The sequence below is a fragment of the Methyloversatilis sp. S146-33 genome, assembly GCF_059552495.1.
Window position 1 is genome coordinate 145,858 of the sequence record NZ_JCANOT010000026.1, and the last position, 17,176, is coordinate 163,033.

General features: G+C 68.2%; 18 protein-coding genes. 3 read left to right on the forward strand and 15 right to left on the reverse strand.

All coding sequences use genetic code 11. The features are described from left to right. Positions 1-13: 13 nt before the first annotated feature. Genes AC51BJ_RS10180 through AC51BJ_RS10190 form a run of 3 tightly spaced genes read right to left on the reverse strand, consistent with a single transcriptional unit; the run spans position 14 to position 937 of the window. Positions 14-472, reverse strand: coding sequence for a YaiI/YqxD family protein (locus AC51BJ_RS10180; RefSeq protein ID WP_430435669.1), 459 nt, complete (start codon positions 470-472; stop codon positions 14-16). A gap of 2 nt (positions 473-474) precedes the next feature. Further along, on the reverse strand, positions 475-666 hold the full coding sequence (locus tag AC51BJ_RS10185) for a hypothetical protein (protein WP_496280138.1): 192 nt from the start codon (positions 664-666) through the stop codon (positions 475-477). Between the two features lie 7 nt (positions 667-673). Next, entirely contained in the window at positions 674-937 is a 264-nt protein-coding gene (locus AC51BJ_RS10190) for a hypothetical protein (protein WP_020166296.1), read from the reverse strand. 44 nt (positions 938-981) lie between these two features. Between AC51BJ_RS10190 and AC51BJ_RS10195 the strand changes: the two genes are divergently transcribed. Further along, positions 982-1,524, forward strand: coding sequence for a YaeQ family protein (locus tag AC51BJ_RS10195; protein WP_496280139.1), 543 nt, complete (start codon positions 982-984; stop codon positions 1,522-1,524). Positions 1,525-1,533: 9 nt separating this feature from the next. Here AC51BJ_RS10195 and AC51BJ_RS10200 read toward each other — a convergent pair whose 3' ends face one another. From AC51BJ_RS10200 to AC51BJ_RS10255, 12 genes are all read right to left on the reverse strand, one after another. Continuing rightward, positions 1,534-1,827, reverse strand: a complete 294-nt coding sequence (locus AC51BJ_RS10200) for a type II toxin-antitoxin system RelE/ParE family toxin (RefSeq protein ID WP_430435529.1) — start codon at positions 1,825-1,827, stop codon at positions 1,534-1,536. Continuing rightward, positions 1,824-2,066: an addiction module protein gene (locus AC51BJ_RS10205; protein WP_430435528.1), complete on the reverse strand. Its 243-nt coding sequence runs from the start codon at positions 2,064-2,066 to the stop codon at positions 1,824-1,826. The genes AC51BJ_RS10200 and AC51BJ_RS10205 overlap by 4 nt, the downstream gene beginning before the upstream one ends. Before the next feature lie 93 nt (positions 2,067-2,159). Beyond that, positions 2,160-2,783, reverse strand: coding sequence for a Clp protease ClpP (locus tag AC51BJ_RS10210; RefSeq protein WP_430435527.1), 624 nt, complete (start codon positions 2,781-2,783; stop codon positions 2,160-2,162). Between the two features lie 88 nt (positions 2,784-2,871). Next, the gene (locus tag AC51BJ_RS10215; RefSeq protein WP_430435526.1) at positions 2,872-3,891 is read right to left on the reverse strand and encodes a hypothetical protein; all 1,020 of its coding nucleotides are present in this window, start codon (positions 3,889-3,891) and stop codon (positions 2,872-2,874) included. Between the two features lie 57 nt (positions 3,892-3,948). Continuing rightward, positions 3,949-4,476: a DUF3617 domain-containing protein gene (locus AC51BJ_RS10220; protein ID WP_019916186.1), complete on the reverse strand. Its 528-nt coding sequence runs from the start codon at positions 4,474-4,476 to the stop codon at positions 3,949-3,951. Beyond that, a complete protein-coding gene (locus AC51BJ_RS10225) occupies positions 4,473-7,181 on the reverse strand; it encodes a DUF2339 domain-containing protein (protein WP_496280140.1) in 2,709 nt (902 codons plus the stop codon). The genes AC51BJ_RS10220 and AC51BJ_RS10225 overlap by 4 nt, the downstream gene beginning before the upstream one ends. Before the next feature lie 28 nt (positions 7,182-7,209). Then, positions 7,210-9,084, reverse strand: coding sequence for an MFS transporter (locus tag AC51BJ_RS10230; RefSeq protein ID WP_496280141.1), 1,875 nt, complete (start codon positions 9,082-9,084; stop codon positions 7,210-7,212). After that, entirely contained in the window at positions 9,081-10,658 is a 1,578-nt protein-coding gene (locus AC51BJ_RS10235; protein ID WP_496280142.1) for a hypothetical protein, read from the reverse strand. The genes AC51BJ_RS10230 and AC51BJ_RS10235 overlap by 4 nt, the downstream gene beginning before the upstream one ends. Positions 10,659-10,722: 64 nt before the next feature. Further along, positions 10,723-11,961 (reverse strand): amidohydrolase family protein, encoded by a 1,239-nt coding sequence (locus AC51BJ_RS10240; protein WP_496280143.1) that lies wholly within the window; start codon positions 11,959-11,961, stop codon positions 10,723-10,725. A 2-nt stretch (positions 11,962-11,963) separates the two neighbouring features. Next, positions 11,964-14,105, reverse strand: a complete 2,142-nt coding sequence (gene aas / locus AC51BJ_RS10245; RefSeq protein WP_496280144.1) for a bifunctional acyl-ACP--phospholipid O-acyltransferase/long-chain-fatty-acid--ACP ligase — start codon at positions 14,103-14,105, stop codon at positions 11,964-11,966. A gap of 15 nt (positions 14,106-14,120) precedes the next feature. Continuing rightward, entirely contained in the window at positions 14,121-15,308 is a 1,188-nt protein-coding gene (locus tag AC51BJ_RS10250; RefSeq protein WP_496280145.1) for an alanine racemase, read from the reverse strand. Continuing rightward, complete coding sequence (locus AC51BJ_RS10255; RefSeq protein WP_304000646.1) at positions 15,305-15,616, reverse strand: ArsR/SmtB family transcription factor; 312 nt, start codon at positions 15,614-15,616, stop codon at positions 15,305-15,307. Before AC51BJ_RS10255 ends, AC51BJ_RS10250 begins: the two co-directional genes overlap by 4 nt. Before the next feature lie 274 nt (positions 15,617-15,890). Between AC51BJ_RS10255 and AC51BJ_RS10260 the strand changes: the two genes are divergently transcribed. Both AC51BJ_RS10260 and atpB read left to right on the forward strand, forming a co-directional pair. Further along, positions 15,891-16,241: an ATP synthase subunit I gene (locus AC51BJ_RS10260; protein WP_496280146.1), complete on the forward strand. Its 351-nt coding sequence runs from the start codon at positions 15,891-15,893 to the stop codon at positions 16,239-16,241. Position 16,242: 1 nt separating this feature from the next. Then, positions 16,243-17,133: a F0F1 ATP synthase subunit A gene (atpB, locus tag AC51BJ_RS10265; protein WP_019916199.1), complete on the forward strand. Its 891-nt coding sequence runs from the start codon at positions 16,243-16,245 to the stop codon at positions 17,131-17,133. Positions 17,134-17,176 lie beyond the last annotated feature (43 nt).

The following is a 17,176-nucleotide window of genomic DNA, read 5'->3' on the forward strand; positions in this document are numbered from 1 at the left end:
CATGTGCCGCTGTTCAACTGCACTTGAGCCGGGCGAGAAAGCCATCCAGCGCCGCGGCGAAGCTGCGACTGTCGGCGGTGGAGAACGCCGACGGCCCGCCGCTCATGACGCCGCTGTCGCGAAGATCGTTCATCAGCGCGCGCATCTGCAGGCGTTCGTGGATGGTGCCCGGCGCGAACCACTCGCCGCGCGGTTCCAGCGCGTGTGCGCCGCGCGCCAGCACCGCGGCCGCCAGCGGAATGTCGGCAGTGATCACCAGGTCGCCCGCGCCCACCGCTTCCTCGATGTAGCGATCGGCCGCGTCGAAGCCGTGCGCCACCTGCACCGCGCGGATGTGCGGCGACGGTGGTACGCGCAGCAGCTTGTTGGCCACCAGCGTCAGCTGCAGGCCGGTGCGCGTGGCGGCGCGGAACAGGATGTCCTTGACCGGTGCCGGGCAGGCGTCGGCATCGACCCAGATGGCCAGCGTCACGCTCACGCCAGCCACCACAGCAGCAGCAGTGCCAGCGCGACGAAGAAGCCGAACAGCGCCACCGCTTCCTCGCTGTGCGGCTCGCCGCGCGGCGGCGGATAGCGGCCCAGCGTCAGCACGCGCAGCGCAAGCCAGCCGGGCAGATAGAACAGCCCGACCGTCACCAGATTGAGGACGAAGATGGCGCGCAGCACGGCCGCGTCAGTCGAGCGCCTTGCGCAGCAGCTCGTCCACCAGATCGTTCAGTGACACCTGGCGCTCGGTCGCCAGGTCGCGCAGGCGCGCCGCCAGCTCGGCCGGAATCTTCACGGCGAACGGCACCAGACCGCGTTCGGCGTCGAGCCGACGCTGTTCCTTGCGGTCCACGACCGGCGCTGCGCCCAGCGCGCTTTTTGCCCCGGCGGCGTGCTTCATCTGCGCCACCACCTTCAGTCTTTCATTCTTGTACAGATCGGTTTTCTTCACGTCGGTATCCTGTGCGGTCTTTCGAATCGCGCACATTGTCGGCCATGGCTCTGAAATCCACCATCTACAAGATCAAATTGAACGTGTCCGACATGGACCGGCCGCATTACGGCGAGTACGCGCTGACCGTCGCCCGCCACCCGTCGGAGAGCGATGAACGCATGATGGTGCGCGTGCTCGCCTTCGCGCTGCACGCCGACGAGGACCTGCGCTTCGGCCGCGGCCTCAGCACCGAGGACGAAGCCGACCTGTACGCCCAGGACCTGACCGGCGCCATCCGGCTGTGGATAGACGTCGGCCTGCCGGACGAGCGCCTGGTGCGCAAGGCCGCCGCCCGCGCCGACCAGGTGGTGGTGCTGAACTACGGCCGCACCGCCGGCCAGTGGTGGGAACAGTCGAAGGGCACCTTGTCGAAACTGGCCAACCTGACCGTGTATCGGCTGACTCCGGCCGACAGCCAGGCCCTGGCCAGCCTCGCCCAGCGCGGCGCCGACCTGCAGTGCATCGTGCAGGAAGGGCAGATCTGGCTGGGCGACGAAGGCGCGATGCTGCAGCCCTCGCTGGAGACGGTGTTCGGCGGAGGCTGAAACCGTGGGTCAGCGTCGCTGCGCCCAATACGCCGGGCGGCGGCGCTGGTGCGCGATCGCCTGCACGATGATTGCGTCGGACGTGATGCGGTAGATGACCGAATACGGAAAGCGGCTGATCGGCAGGGCGCGCATGCGTGGGGAGACCGGCTTGCCAAGCTCGGGGTGCGCCAGAATCAGGGAGGCCGTGTTGTTGAACTGTTCCACGAAGGCGGCCGCGATGCGCGCGCTGGCCTGCTTCAGGTAGTAATCACGCGCCTCAGTGAGTTCGTCCAGTGCGGGTTCAAGCAGGATGACCTTCATTCGGCGGCTTGGCCGGGAAGGCCAGCTCGCAAGCGACTCAGGGCATCTTCAAGGCTGATTGCCCCGATTTCACCGCGGTCATGGGCATCGGCGCGACGCTCGGCCTCTGCAATCCACTCGGCGAGGGTTTCATCCTCTTCGTCGAGGCTGGCCAGCAGACGTTCAGCGAGATGGACACGGTCCGCCTGCGGCAACTGCATCAAGGTCGCCTCAATGGCTTCAAGGGCGGAGGGCTTCACGGAAGAGCTCCTTTGGCATTGAGCTATGCGCTGAATCATAGCAGTCGCTCCAACTACTTCTCTTCTGGGACGATTTCATGCTGATGACGCTTTTCAATCCTTCTTCGCCACCCTGCGCCGGACAGCCTGCGCCTGCGCGCGCTGCATCCGCATCAGCCGTTGCCGCACGCCGTCGGAATCCATCCACACATCGCTGCCCTTCAGGATGCGGCTGATTTCGCTGTCGCTGAGGAAGGGGGAGCACAGCCGGGTCGTCATCTTCTCGAACCAGCTGCTGACGGCGGCCACTTGCGCCTGCTGTTCGCTGCCGCGGCCGTCCAGGCTGCCGGAATAGGTGTGGAACATGAGCTGGCAGTTGTCGTGCACCACCAGTTCGTCGCCGCTCAGGAAAATGAAGGCGGCCATCGAGAAGGCGCGCGCTTCGAGCACCGTGACCACGTGCGCTTCCGAGGCGCGGATGTTGTTGATGATCTGCAGGCCGGTGTCGAATTCGCCGCCCGGCGAATTCAGGTGCAGGTAGATCAGGTCGGTCTCGGCCGCGGTGCGCAGCGTGTAGAACAGGTCGGTGTAGTGGTGCGGTTCGCGTATCTCGCCGCACAGGTAGTAGGAAATCTGGTGGATGGGCATCTGCCGCTCGTAGCGGGCGAGGCCGCGGAAAGGTTCGGCGTCCGTCATTCCGTTCTCTTCGTCGTCCGGCAGTGCGGGGTGGCGCGGCATCGTGAAATCCTCCGTGTGCGCCCGGATTATCGGGCGTCCGCCATGCCGTCACCAAGCTGCGCTGCGGCACGGCAGGCGCTCGGCGCGACTACGGCGGGTATTGCGCACCGACCCGGAAGAACTCCTTGATCAGGAAATCCTCCAGTTCCTTCTGGTGTTCCGGCCGTGCCGACAGCACGACGGTGCGACCCAGGCGCAGCGATTCCCAGTTGAAGTTGCCGCTGTAGTAGCGGCGTATCAGTTCGATCATGCGCTGCACGACGGCGCGCTCGATGTCGCCGTTCAGGCCCGCGTCGACCTCGATGAATTCGCGTCGCGCGTTGCCGGCGTCGGTGGTCCAGCCGCGGAATACGAAGGCGGCGGTGCGCACGCTCTTGCGGGTGATCTGGAACACGCCGTTGGTGCCCGGCTGCTGCAGGTTGCGCTTGATGTTGGCGGCAGCGATATCGTCGGCCGACGGGCCCTGTTCGCGGGCGCGCGCGGCGGCGTTCTCGCCGGCGGCGGCCTCTTCGGCCAGTCGGCGCTTTTCGCGCTGAGCGGCGACGAAGGACGCCATGTCGGTCGGCGCGTCCGGTGCAACGGCTGGTTTGGGCGGCGGGGGTGCAGGGGCGGGTTCGGGCACCGGAACGCGGGCGATCGGCGGTTCGGTCGGCACCGGCGGCGCCTTGCGGGCCTTCTCGCGCTGCTTCTTGGGCGGCTGCTTCTTGGGCTTGGGAGCAGGCGGAGTCGGCGCCGCGGCGGGCGGCGGTTCGGACGCCGCCTTGCGCGGCGCCTCCGGCGTGATCATGCGCACGCTGATCGGCTGGTTGGCACCGAGCGGCTGTTCCGGCTCCGCCTTCGGCCGCATCACCCACCACAGCGCGAGCGCGTGGATCAGCAGCGCCAGCACGAGCGCAATCAACCCGCTGGGGCGGACGCGGAAATGCAGGCTGGTATCGCCGAGCGGACTGGTCTCGACGTTCAGCGAGAACGGTGCGAGGCTGTCGGCCCGCCGGCGGTTGCGCGGGTGTTCGGGGTGTGCGGCGTGCATGGGCTGTTCAGGCGGCTGCGGACGGGCGGGCTGTCCGGTCGCGTCCGCCAGTGGCGTCCGCAGCAGTGAATCCTTCATTCCTGTTCAGCGTTGGGTCTGCAATCGGGTAAAGCGTCGGGTCGGACAGTCGGCGGATCAGCGGGCGGTCGGTTTGACCGCGCCGCAGTCGGCGGCGATCCAGCGCGCGTCGGTATCAGCCTTCATCGACCCCTCGGCTGACTGCATGTTCATTTTCGACGTGAAATGGGTCGGACTGTCGATCACCGCCTCGAAGTCGCCGCTGGCTTTCGGGTTGGTGCAGCTGATCTTGCCCTTGACCGATTTCGCGGTGTTCGTGACGTTGCTGTAGGTGCAGCTGCCGTCGTTCTTGCCGGAGTAGATGTCGCTGCGCTTGGCGTCGTCCGGCGTGATGCAGACGCGGACCGCGCCGCCGCTGCCCATGGCCACGCCCTGGGCGGCCATCTGCTGTTCCATCATCTTGCGCGCTTCCGGCGGCATCTTCTTCATCTCTTCCTGCATGCGCGCCATCTGCGCCGACATGTCGGGCATGCCCGGCATGCTCATGGCCGACTTGAATTCCCACAGGCCGGGCTTGATGTCGGCGGCGTGCGCAGGGCCGAGTGCGGCCAGCGCGAGTGCGGCAGGAACGAGCAGTCTTTTCATCGGGAGTCCTCTTCATCTGGAAGCGTGCCGGGTGGCACCGGTGCGACGTAGCTGGCGATCAGGATGAGCGCGCCGATGCCCAGCAGCGAGCCGGTCCATTCGACCGTGCCGGCACCGGCCAGGTCGATCATCAGCATCTTGGCGCCAACGGCGGCGAGCAGCGCGAAACCGGCGAACCACAGCGTGCGCGCACCGCTTCGTGTCGCGTACACCATCAGCGCCAGCGCGGTCAGCGCCCAGGTCAGCGACAGCGTCGCCTGCAGCAGCGTGGATTGGAACATGGCGGCGGCCGACCACGCCACCCCGGCGAGGTGATGCACGCCGCGCGCCGCCAGTGCCGACACCCACAGCAGACCGGCCGCGCCGACCAGCGGTCGCGGCAGCAGGCGGCTGCGCGCCAGCCACAGCAGCGCGGCCATGCTGGCCAGATCGAGCGCCGAGGCCAGCGGCAGATAGGGCAGGGCGGAGCCGCCGTCGTGGCCGAACTGCAGCGCGACGACCGTCAGCAGCAGCAGGCCGGCGACCGGCCACAGCACGGTGCGCGCATAGGCCTCGGGTGCGGCGGCCCAGGGCCAGACGTCGGCGTTCTCGCCGTCAGCGGAAAGCGCCGATTGCAGCGCTCGGCCGGCCGTGAGCCAGACGGCGATCCAGGCCAGCCAGCCCCACAGGTCCTGCCCCGGCAGCCAGTCGGCCAGCCAGCTACCGGCTTCGATGCCGACCGACAGCAGCAGCGTCCACGCGGTGGCGACGTGGCGTGCGGTGTTCAGCAGCGCTGCACCGTCTTCGTCCTGCCGGCGCAGCGCCCACAGGTGGGTGGCCCAGGCCAGTGGCAGCGCAAGCGCCATCGCACCGTACAGCAGGTGCCCGTGCTGGTCCCAGGCGAGCAGGCTGCCGGCCCACAGGATGGGCAGCGTCAATGCGGCCAGCGCGCGGGCGGTGATGAAGTCGCGGGCGCGGCCCTGCTGTTCGGCGAAGGCGGCGCTGGCGACGCCGAACAGCAGCGCGATCGCCGGCTGCAGGTCGTGCGGCACGAAGTCGTCGATGTCGGCCAGGCCACCGAACAGCCACCAGCCGGCCAGCCACAGCGTGAGCGCCTTCGGCAGCCAGTCCGCGCCGGCGCCGGTCTGGCGCAGCACGCGCACCGAGGACAGCGCCGCACCGGCCAGCAGCAGGCAGCCGAGCGTGCGGCCGTTGAGCAGCGGCCAGGCGACGGTCAGCGTATCGAGCGAGGCGGCCAGCCAGAATCCGGCTGCGACCTGCAGCGCAGCACCTGCCCACAACGTCAGGCGGGAGGCGCGGGCGCAGCCGTACCACAGCGCTGCCGCGCCTTCGACCGCGTAGATCGCGGCGGTCATCTGCAGATCGAATGCGAGCGGCACGGCCAGCGTCAGCAGCGCGGCGCCGATGCCGGCATGGGCGCGGAAGGTGAGCACTTCGTCGGGTGCGCGGTGGCGCAGCAGGCCGGCCAGCCCAAGGTAGTAGACGCCGGCCAGCGCTGCGCTGATCGCCGCGCCGTATTCATAGGGCTGGACCAGCGCCGCCTGCAGCACGCCGGCCGCCAGCGGCGGGCCGAACAGCAGGCTGCCGGACTGCCAGCCGGCCGCGCCCGGCGCGCGCAGCACCGTCTGGGCGACATGGGTGGCGGTGAACAGCACGAAGAAGGCGATCAGGAAGCCCTGCACCACGAGGTAGTCGTCCGCCACATAGCTGCGCAGGCCCCAGCCGGCGCCGACCGCGAAGGTGAACAGGAAGCCGGCGAAGATGAGTGCGCGCCAGGCGCGCCGCCAGCTCAGCGCGATGATGAAGGCGTCCAACAGCAGGTAATAGCTGAACAGCACGACGTACTGGCCCTGCCCGCTGGACGCCAGCATCGGTGCCACGAAGGCGCCGGACAGGCCGAGCAGCGCCAGCACCTGCGAGCTCTGCCGCGCGGCGGCAACCGCGCAGGCGACGCCGAGCGCGGCGAACAGCAGGAAGGCGGGGGCCGGCCCGATGAAGCCGTAGCGCGCCAGCGCGAAATAGACCGCCAGGTAGAGCAGCGCGAAGCCGCCGCCCTGGATTGCCAGTGCGAACATGCGGCGTGGCCCTTCACCGGGCAGGCGCAGACCGAAAACGATCAGCGCGGCGCCGACGGCAACGGTGCCGGCCAGCCGCAGTTCGGGCGGCAGCCAGCCGGCCTGGGCGGCCAGCCGCAGCGCCGACGCGACGCCGAAGAACAGCACGATGACGCCGATGCGTGCCAGCGGATTGCTGCCCATCAGGCGCGACCACAGCGTGGCGAGCGGCCGGGTGATGTCGTCGCGCTCGGCCGCCGACGGCTGCGGTCGAGCGGCGACGCGTGTGCCCTCGGCGTGCAGCGCGTCGAGCGGCGCGGCCTGTGTGCTGACCGCTGCTGGCGCGACCACGGCTGGCGCGACGGCAGGCGGCGCTTCAGTGGCGGCCGGTGTCGCTGCATCCTCCGGCGCCGCGCTCGTGGCTTCCTTGCCGGCTGCCGCTGCCGGTCGCGCCTTCAGCGCCTCGTACAGCCAGCGCGTCTTGTCGTCGAGTTCGCGCAGCCGCTCCTGCACTGCGCGCTCGCGCGCGGCGGTGCGGGCCGACACCCACAGGCCCGCAGCCAGACCGGCGAGGGCGCCGAAGAAGGCTTCGATCTCGCCGTGCGCGGCGCCGGCGATCAGGCCGAGAACACAGAGGATGGCGGTCAGCATTGGCGGGCTCCGTCGTGGCCGGGGGCGTTCATCGCCGGTCGCCGCGCAGGCCCGCGACGATGGTCTGCAGTGCGTCCGGTGTCGCCGCCTCCGGCGCCACTGCCGGCGCGCCGACCAGTTCGATGCGGTTGAACAGGCCGCGGCGCAGCGGCCTGGTCATCGCCGGGCCACCCTTGCGCGAGAAGAAGCTGCCCCACAGGCCGCGTAGCGCCAGCGGTACCACCGGCACCGGTGTGCGCGCGACGATGCGCGTGATGCCGGGCTTGAAGGGGTGGATGTCGCCGGTGTCGGTGATCAGTCCTTCCGGGAAAATGCCGACCAGTTCGCCCGCCTCCAGCGCGGCAGCGATGTCGTCGTAGGCGCGCTCCAGCAGCTTCGGATCCTCTTTGGCCGATGCGATCGGGATGCAGCGGTTGGTACGGAACACGAAGCGCAGCACCGGCAGGCGGAAGATGGCGTGGTGCATGACGAAGCGTATCGGCCGCGGGCATGCTGCGGTGATCACCAGCGCGTCGACGAAGCTCACGTGGTTGCAGACGATGACCGCCGGTCCTTCGGCGGGAATGTTGTCCAGTCCCCTCTTGTCGAGCCGGTACACCGTGTGCACCAGCAGCCACACGATGAAGCGCATCAGGAATTCCGGCACCAGCGTGTAGATGAACACCGCCACCGCCGCGTTGAACAGTGCGGCTACGAGGAAGAGCTGCGGGATGTTCAGCCCCGCCTCGAAAAGCAGCAGGCTCACGCCGGCGGACGCGACCATGAAGCCCGCGTTCAGGATGTTGTTGGCGGCGATCACGCGAGCCGCGTGGCTGCGTTCGCAGCGGGTCTGGATCAGCGCGTACAGCGGCACGATGTAGAGGCCGCCGGCCGCGCCGAGCAGCGCGATGTCGATCAGCATGCGCCAGTGCGCCGCGTGCTGCAGGAAGGCGCTTACGCTGCCGTCACCCGGCAGCGGCGCCGACGGTGTGGCGAAGAACAGATCAACGCCGAACAGCGTGAGGCCGATCGCGCCGAAGGGCACCAGACCGATCTCGATGCGGCCGCCGGACAGCTTTTCGCACAGCAGCGAGCCGGTGCCGACGCCGACCGAGAACACCGCCAGCAGCAGGATGAATACGTTCTCACCGCCGCCCAGCACGTCGGACGCGTAGACCGGGAACTGCGCGAGCAACGTGGCGCCATAGAACCAGAACCACGATATGCCGAGCAGCGACAGCCAGACGGTGCGGTTGCCGACCGCGAAGCGCAGGTTGTCGCGGGTCGAACTGACCGGATTCCAGTCGATGCGTATGGCCGGCTCGGGCGCCGGCGAACGCGGGATGCCGCGGCTGGTCCACCAGCCGGCGAGCGCCAGCAACAGCACGGCGGCCGACAGGCCCCAGGCGTCGGTCACGCCGACCAGCCATGCGCCGAGTATCTGGCCGAGCAGGATGGCGACGAAGGTGGCCGATTCGACCAGGCCGTTGCCGCCGACCAGTTCGCCCTCGTGCAGGTGCTGCGGCAGGTAGGCGTACTTGACCGGTCCGAACAGCGTCGATTGCGTGCCCATCAGGAACAGCGCCAGCACCAGCGCGGGCAGGCTGGCGGCGACGAAGCCGATGGCGCCCAGGCCCATCACCGCGATCTCGATCACCTTGGACAGCCGCGCCAGCATCGCGCGGTCGTACTTGTCGGCGATCTGGCCGCAGGTGGCGGAGAACAGGAAGAAGGGCAGGATGAATACGCCGGGCAGCACGGTGGCCAGCAGCGCCGGCGATACGTCGGTGATGCTGCCGGCGCGGAAGGTGAGCAGCGTGATCAGCGCGGTCTTGAACACGTTGTCGTTCAGCGCGCCCAGCAGCTGGGTCAGGAAGAAGGGGCGGAAGCGCGCCTCCTTCAGCAGGTGGAACTGCGAACTCATGACGTTCTCCGCAGCAGCCGGAATACGACGAAGGCGATCACCGCGGCGGCGCCGACCAGCCACACGATCAATGCGCGACGCGACGCCGGCAGCGGCTCCTTCGGTGCCTGCGGGTCGCGCAGTTCGTCCGGGAAGGGGCGCGGCGGCGCTGGCCGCACCACCCACTGGCTGCGGTCGGCCGGCACGCGCGCCATGTATTCCTCGTAGCTGGCGACCGGCGCACTGCCGAAGGCGCGCGAGGACGGGATCTGCGGCACGCGCACGAACAGGAGGGCCTCGACGTCGTCGGCCAGCAGGTGTTCCAGCCCCTGGTCCATCACCTTGCCCTGGGTCAGCCGGCCGAGCAGGTCGCTGCCGGCGACGTTGAAGGCGACGAAGGGAAACAGGCCGCTGCGCTCGGCCATCATGTAGTCGAAGGCCTGCAGGCCGCTGCTCACGCTCATGTCCTTGATCGCCATATAGGGCAGGCCGAGCCAGGCCTTCGCCTTCGAGGTCGGGCCCAGCGTCGGGATGCTCCAGCCGAGCGAGCGCAGCGTGTCCAGGCTGATGCCGGCACAGTTCGCGCTGGCGTGGCGGTAGGTGAAGTCGTGCCGGTAGAAGTGATTGAACACGCGCGCGATGCCCTGGTCGTACAGGCGCGCCGCGCGGTCGTCGCGCAGCACGGCGACCAGCATGTACGAAGGGCGGTACCAGCTCTGGCCGCCGTTGAGATCGGTCAGGTAGGCGTCCATCGTCAGCATCGAGGCGACGATGCCCTTTTCGCTGTGCGCGTTGAGGTTGTAGAAGTTGGCGACCAGCCAGTCGCTCCATTCGCCGCGCGCGCCCATCAGGCCGGTGGCGATCGCGAAGTGGCCGCCGTGCGCCTCGTCATCGTCGCCCTGCGCACCATTGAGCATGATGGCCAGAACCGGCTTGCCGGCGGCCGTGCGCGCAGCGCCCGGCGTGCGCTCCCACAGCAGTCGCGTCGACGCCGGCTTGCGTGCGCCACCGTCGTCGGCGCGTACCAGTGTAGCCAGCGTTTCGCCGTCCTGCAGCGGCGACGGCGTCAGTGCAGCGAGGTCGATGTCGAAGGACGACGGCCAGACCGTGCGCGCGGTGAAGCTGTCGCCCGACCGCGTGCCGCGCAGCGCGAGCCGTTGCCCCTGCAGCCAGGCGGTGCTGTCGGCATTGAACCAGGACACATTGGACGGCAACTGCGGCACCAGCGTGAAGCTGGCGCGCGTGCCGTCGGCGAAGCTGAGCGTGCGGCCGTCGGCGTCGAGCCGGGCGTCGTGCGCGATCAGCGGCGAGCCGAGCCAGATCAGCGCAGGCTTCTGCGCGTCCGGTTGCCATTCGTTTGCGTAGGCCCACTGCCGCACGTCGTCCTGCGCCGGCAGCGTGGCGACGAAGCCGGCAGCGTCGGCCCGCGGCACGGCGACGGTGTCGTCGGTGAAGTACCACAGCGCCTGCGGCGGTGCGGCGCAGTCGGTGCAGCGGCCGGTGGCGAGCCGGAAGTCGCTGCCGGCGTACACACCGATCCGGCTGTCGGCCAGAGCGTCGCGCGGCGCGGCGGGCGTGGGAGGGGCATTCGTCATGAGTGCCAGTGTAAAGAGGGCGGCGGGAATGCGCATGCGGTGTGGAGTCTGGCGAAGGAAGGGGTCAGGCGGACGGGAAGGCGCGCGCGGCTTCGAACACGCTGTTCGCGAAGCGATGGCGGCCGTCGCGCAGCAGGCGTTTGAGCATGAAGTCGAACAGCAGCGGATTGTGGTCGCGCACCTGTTCGAGCACCGGTGCGGCGGCCGCGTCGAGCAGGCCGGCACGAGCCAGCGAAGACAGCGACATCAGTGGCAGGATGCCCGGCAGCGGATAGTCGGAGCCGTAGAGCAAGCGGTCGTGCCAGTCTTCGCGGCGCAGCAGCGCGCGCACGACTTCGACGTCACGATTGCGCAGCGTGATCGCCGAAATGTCGCCGTACAGACGACCGTTGCGGCGCTCGCCCATCAGCCGTGCGAACAGTTCGAAGCTGCTGCGCAGCGGCGCGCCGCGGCCGGCGTCGAGGTCGATGTCCTGACCCATCGTTGCGCAATGCGCGACGATGACGCTGACGCCATGGTCGAGCGCACGGCGCAGCCGCAGCGGGTTGCCCAGCTCCTGTCCGCCCGCGCCATGCACGGCCTTTTCCTCGCCAGCGTGGCTGATCAGCGGCAGGCCGAGGCGGGCGGCGGCGGCGTAGAAGCGATCGCAGCGCGTCGAGGCCGGGTCGATGCCCATCGCTGGCGGCAGCCACTTGATCGCGCGGGCGCCGTCGCGTGCCGCCGCTTCGAGCGCGTCGACGGCATCCTCGCGGTAGGGGTGGACCGAGCACACCCACTCAAAATGGTCCGGGTTGCCGCGGGCGACGTCACGCGCGTAGGCGTCGGGCACGTGGAAGGCAGTGTGCTCGGGCAGGTGACGGCCCGCCTCGTCGTAGGCGCGCTCGAACGCGAACAGCATGAGCTTGAAGCCGGCCGGCAGCGCTTCGACCAGGTTGTGCAGGCGGTCGACGTAACTGGCGTCGACGCGGCCCGGGTCTTCGTGCGCACAGCCGGCGTTCAGATAGAACAGGCGCTGCACGTATTCGGCCGGGTGCAGCGGGCTCAGCATGCGCGGCGTCATTTCGATGCCGCGACCGGAATCGCCGGTGCCGGCAAGGTGCACGTGGACGTCGCGCAGCAGCGTCGGGTCCAGCCCGTCGAAGGTCTGCGCGATCAGTTCGTGACCGGCCAGTTCCGGCGGCAGCGCGGCGAGGCAGGGGTTCATCAGCTGGCTGCGCGCGACCGTGCTCAGCGCCCAGCCGCCGGCCGCGGCACCGCCGAGCACGAGGCCGGTCTTCAGCAGGCGACGACGACGGGCATCCATGGTCAGGCGGACTCCGCCATCCGCTTCAACGTCACGTAGTCGGTCTTGCCGGTGCCGAGCAGCGGCAGCGCGTCGACGACGACGATTTTGCGCGGCACCGCGATTTCCGGCGCGCCGCGCTCGCGGGCGGCCGCCTGCAGCGCGTCGCGGCCGAGCGCGGCGTCGGTTGTAAACAGCACGATGGTTTCGCCGCGTGCCGGGTCGGGCTGTGCCGACGCCGCGTGCTGTGCCGCCGGGCTGGCGGCGGTGGCCAGTTTCTCGACCGTTTCCAGCGAGATCATTTCGCCGGCCACCTTGGCGAAGCGCTTGACGCGGCCGACGATGCGCACGAAGCCGTCGTCGTCGAATTCGACCACGTCGCCGGTGTCGTACCAGCCTTCGCCCGCTTCCGACGACGGCGCCTGCAGTACGCCCGGCCTGTCCCACTTCAGATAGCCGCTCATCAGGTTGGGGCCGCTCACATGCAGCACGCCACCGCGGTCGATGCCGGCCACCGGCATCAGCTTCGCGTGCAGGCCCGGCAGCAGCTGGCCGACGGTACCGCTGCGATAGGCCATCGGCGTATTCACCGCCAGCACCGGCGCGGTTTCGGTCGCGCCATAGCCTTCGAAGATGCGCAGGCCGAACTTCTCGAACCACGCCGTGCGCACCGATTCCGACAGCTTCTCGGCGCCGGCGATGACGTAGCGCAGCCGGTAGAAGTCGTAGGGGTGGGCGAACTTCGCGTAGTTGCCGAGGAAGGTGCTGGTGCCGAGCAGCACGGTGCAGTTGCGGTCGTAGGCCAGTTCCGGAATGACGCGATAGTGCAGCGGCGACGGATAGAGGAACACGTTGGCGCCGGTCAGCAGCGGCAGCAGGCCGCCGGCGGTCAGGCCGAAGGAATGGAACAGCGGCAGCGCGTTGAGTATCTTGTCGTCGACCGAAAAGTCGATCACCGCGCGGATCTGCGCGATGTTGGCGAGCAGCGCGCGGTGCGACAGCACGACGCCCTTGGGCTTTCCTTCCGAGCCCGAGGTGAACAGCACGACCGCCGGCGCTTCGGGCGACAGCTTTTCGGCCGCCAGCCGCGGTGCGCGCAGCGCCCACAGCATGAGCCACAGCTTGTCCGCCAGCGTGATGCGTTCGCGCAGGTCTTCCAGGTAGTGCAGTTCGACACCCTGCAGCGCGGCCAGTTTGTCGCCCAGCTTGGCCTGGTCGACGAAGGCGCGCGAGGTGACGATGACGCGCAGTTCGGCCGCGGTGCAGGCCGCCTGCATGCCGTCGACGCCGGCGGTGTAATTGAGCATGGCCGGCACCCGGCGGTGCGCGTTCAGGCCGAACACCAGGCCCAGCGTCGGCGCGAGGTTGGGCAGCAGCACGCCGACGCGCTCGTCCGGCCGCGTTATGCGGGCGACGACGCGACCGAGCGCCAGCGCCATCTTCAACAGGTCGCCATATGAATACTCGATCTGCTTCATGTCCTCGACCAGACGGCGGCTACGGCCGTGGATTTCGGCCGCGTCGCACAGCGCGTCGAACAGCGTCTGCTGCGGGCGCGAGGCGAAGATCATTTCCTGCATCAGCCGGCGCATCGCTTCACCGGCGCGGCGACGGCGTTCCTTCGCGCTGCCCGCTTCCGGCATGACGATCTTCGTGGTCGGCAGCACGGTGATCGCGATGCGCGGGAACAGCGACTTCGGGTAGCGGCCGGATACGCGCGAGAAATAGCTGCGCGAGGCGCCGTCCAGCCGCACCGGCAGCACGGTGGCACCGGTCTTTGCGGCGACGAAGGCGGGACCGTCGTACACTTTCATCAGGCTGCCGGTCGTGGTGATGCGTCCCTCGGGGAAAATGACCACCGGGCGACCGGATTCGAGCAGGCGGATCACCTTCTTCATCGCCATCGGGCTGGTCGGATCGACCGCGAGGTAGTCGACCAGGGACAGCAGGAGCCGGAAGAAGGGGTTGCGTGCGACCCCGGTGTGCACGACGAACACCGGATCGATGGGCAGGAAGAGGCCGAGCAGCAGGCCGTCGAGAAAGGACTCGTGATTGGCGACCACCAGCAGGCGCTCGTGCTGGCCAGGCAGCGACGCCGGTGGGCTGATGCGGAACAGCAGTCGGCAGACGAAGGTGAGCAGGGGACGGACAAGGCTACGCAGCATGAATGCTCCGCGAGGTCAGAAAAGGAGTTCGGCCGGATGCGGATGGCCGAGGAAGTCGAGCGGACTGGCGCTGGCGCCGTAGGCGCCGGAGCAATGCACGACCAGCAGATCGCCGGCTTGCGCGCGCGGCAGATCGATGTCGCGCGCCAGCACGTCGAACGGTGCGCACAGCGGCCCTGCGATGCTCACCCGTTCGACCGCGTCGGTCGGCGTCTGCGGATGCAGCGTCATCGGGAAGTTCGCCGGCTGTAACCGGTCCGGTTGCAGCGTCGCGTGCAGGTGCTGGTGTGCGCCGCCATCGACGATGAGCCAGGTACGACCACGCACCGTCTTGCGGTCGATCACGCTGCAGACGTAGATGCCGGCCTCGGCCACCAGGTAGCGGCCCGGTTCGAGCGCGAGCCGGGCCCGCGGGTGACGCGCGCGCAGCGACTCGTCCAGTGCGTGCAGATGGGCCGCCACCGGCGCGAAGTCGAGCGCTTGTTCGTCGTCGGCGATGGCAACGCCGAAGCCGCCGCCCAGATTCAGCCAGGGCAGTGCGATGTCGGCCGCGTCGGCGATCTGCATCGCTTCCGCAAAGCAGCGGGCGTGCAGGGTGACGATCTCGGCCGCGTCCAGCATGCGCGAGGCACAGTAATAGTGCAGGCCGCCGAATTCGAGGCCGTGTCCGCGCACGGCCGCGATGGCGCGACCCAGTTGCGCACTGTCGATGCCGAAGAAGCTGTCGCCACTCATGCGCACGCGCGAGCCGGCGATCGCGAAGTCCGGATTGGCGCGCAGCGCGACGCGTGCCTGGCGTCCCTGCTGCCTGGCGATGCGCGCGATGCGCTCGATTTCGCCGACTGATTCGGCGCAGATGCGCACGCCGGCTTCGATCGCGGCCGCCAGCTCGGTGTCACGCTTGCCCGGACCGGTGAAGCCGATGTGCGCCGCGGAAAAGCCGGCGTCGAGCGCGCGCGCCAGTTCTCCACCCGAACTGACGTCGGCGCCGTCGAGCCGAGCGCTGATGCACTGCAACAGCGCCGGCAGGGGATTGGCCTTCACCGCGTAGCACAGTTGCAAGGTGGCGGGCAGCGCGGCGCGCAAGGCGTCGATGCGAGCGAACACGGCGGCGCTGTCGACGGCGTAGAAAGGGGTGCGACCGGCGCGCTGCGCCAGGGCACGCAGCGTTTCCGCGGCAAGTAGGGGTGCCTGCGCGCTCACCGGTGCGCGTCCAGGTAGTCGATGACGGTCTGCAGCCGCTGTATCAGCGAGTCCGCCATCAGCCGGAAGTGAATTTCGCGGCCCTGCCGTGTCCGCTCAAGCACGCCGGCTTCGCACAGCAGCTTCAGGTGGTGCGAAACGGTGGGCCGGCTCAGCGAGGAGGCGCGAGTCAGTTCGGTCACATTGAGGCTTTCTCCCGGCTCGAAGGTGAGCAGGATGCGCTGCCGCTCCGGGTCGCCGAGCGCGGCGAACAGACGGGAGTAGTCCTGCCAGTCGGCAGGAATGGTCTGGGCGTAGTCGTTTCTCATGTCGAAAAATATCGACTATTTTTGAATCGAGGTCAAGCGTCGTCCGCGAGCGGAACGTGCGAAATGTTTTCTTTTCGCCGGATCCGATGCACACGCACTGTTCCGGGGCAAAATCCGGGAACTTCTTGACGGCGGCTGTAAGCGTATGTATCGTCAAGGGCTTTGCGCGCGAAGCTGTGCCGGTTCAGCTCGTCGCAGTGCGAACACTTGTGTCTTATAGAAGATTCGAGGTTCGCGGACTTTGGGTGGTACGGATGCGTGGAAGGCCTGCTGCATGTTGAAAGCGATCATGCTGCAGCTTTCGCTGGTGCTCGTGGTGATGGGCATCGCGCTGTTCGTCGGGGGCTGGATGGCTGGACTGTCCGCCCTGCTCGGTGGCCTGAGTTATGCGGTGCCGAGTCTCCTGTTCGCGATACGTCTCGGTCGTCTGGCGCGCCCAGGAGCGCAGGCCGCGGTGTCGTACCCGCTTGAATTCTTCCTCGGCGAGGCGATCAAGGTCGTCTCGACGATTGGGCTGCTGCTGCTGTGCCACTACCTCGTGCCCGGATTGTCGTGGGGCTGGTTCTTGGGAGGTCTGGCTGCGGCACTGCAGGCAGGTTTTTTTGCTTTCTTGTTCAAACACTGACATGGCATCTGGAACCGAACTGGCGACTGAAGTGGCCCACGGCCCGACCCCCGGCGAATACATCGCCCACCACCTGACTTTCCTGAACAACACCGGCGAGAAGCAGGTCGAGTTGATCAACTGGAATCTGGTCAACCTCGATACCGTCTTCTACTCGGTGCTGCTCGGCGTCCTCGCGCTGTTCGTGCTTTACCGCGCTGCGGCGAAGTCGACGTCCGGCGTGCCGGGTCGCTTCCAGGCAGCCGTCGAGATTCTGGTCGAAATGGTCGCCGACCAGGCCAAGGGTCTGATCCACAGCGAAGAGTCGCGCCGTACCGTGGCACCGCTCGCCCTCATCGTCTTCGTCTGGATCTTCCTGATGAACGCGATGGACTTCCTGCCGCTGGATCTGCTGCCGCGCATCTGGGAAGGCATCTACGCCTCCGCCGGTCACGACCCGCACCACGCCTACATGCGTGTCGTGCCGACCGCCGACATCAACGCGACCATGGGCATGTCGATCGCCGTGCTGCTCGTGTGTCTGTACTACAACGTCAAGATCAAGGGCGCCGGTGGCTGGGCGCACGAGCTGATCTCGGCGCCCTTCGGCGACAAGCTCATCCTGGCGCCGTTCAACTTCGCGATGAACGTCATCGAATTCCTTGCCAAGACCGTGTCGCACGGCATGCGTCTGTTCGGCAACATGTTTGCCGGCGAACTCATCTTCATGCTGATCGCGCTGATGGGTGCCGCCTGGACGGGTGCCAACGCGCCGAGCTTCCTGCTCGCCTTTGGCCACATCGTCGCGGGTTTCGCATGGGCGGTGTTCCACATCCTCGTGGTCGCGCTCCAGGCATTCATCTTCATGATGCTGACGCTGGTGTACATCGGTCAGGCACACGAAGGTCACTGAGTTTGCAGTTGCAGTCCGGTTTGTTGTTTTCGTTTTTCTTTTA

Excerpts from the sequence above, each read along its gene's own strand:
- AC51BJ_RS10195 (WP_496280139.1), top strand. The coding sequence starts at position 982 with ATGGCTCTGAAATCCACCATCTACAAGATCAAATTGAACGTGTCCGAC.
- AC51BJ_RS10200 (WP_430435529.1), bottom strand. The coding sequence starts at position 1,827 with ATGAAGGTCATCCTGCTTGAACCCGCACTGGACGAACTCACTGAGGCG.
- AC51BJ_RS10210 (WP_430435527.1), bottom strand. The coding sequence starts at position 2,783 with ATGCCGCGCCACCCCGCACTGCCGGACGACGAAGAGAACGGAATGACG.
- AC51BJ_RS10215 (WP_430435526.1), bottom strand. The coding sequence starts at position 3,891 with ATGAAGGATTCACTGCTGCGGACGCCACTGGCGGACGCGACCGGACAG.
- AC51BJ_RS10220 (WP_019916186.1), bottom strand. The coding sequence starts at position 4,476 with ATGAAAAGACTGCTCGTTCCTGCCGCACTCGCGCTGGCCGCACTCGGC.
- AC51BJ_RS10225 (WP_496280140.1), bottom strand. The coding sequence starts at position 7,181 with ATGCTGACCGCCATCCTCTGTGTTCTCGGCCTGATCGCCGGCGCCGCG.
- AC51BJ_RS10230 (WP_496280141.1), bottom strand. The coding sequence starts at position 9,084 with ATGAGTTCGCAGTTCCACCTGCTGAAGGAGGCGCGCTTCCGCCCCTTC.
- AC51BJ_RS10235 (WP_496280142.1), bottom strand. The coding sequence starts at position 10,658 with ATGACGAATGCCCCTCCCACGCCCGCCGCGCCGCGCGACGCTCTGGCC.
- AC51BJ_RS10240 (WP_496280143.1), bottom strand. The coding sequence starts at position 11,961 with ATGGATGCCCGTCGTCGTCGCCTGCTGAAGACCGGCCTCGTGCTCGGC.
- aas (WP_496280144.1), bottom strand. The coding sequence starts at position 14,105 with ATGCTGCGTAGCCTTGTCCGTCCCCTGCTCACCTTCGTCTGCCGACTG.
- AC51BJ_RS10255 (WP_304000646.1), bottom strand. The coding sequence starts at position 15,616 with ATGAGAAACGACTACGCCCAGACCATTCCTGCCGACTGGCAGGACTAC.
- AC51BJ_RS10260 (WP_496280146.1), top strand. The coding sequence starts at position 15,891 with ATGTTGAAAGCGATCATGCTGCAGCTTTCGCTGGTGCTCGTGGTGATG.
- atpB (WP_019916199.1), top strand. The coding sequence starts at position 16,243 with ATGGCATCTGGAACCGAACTGGCGACTGAAGTGGCCCACGGCCCGACC.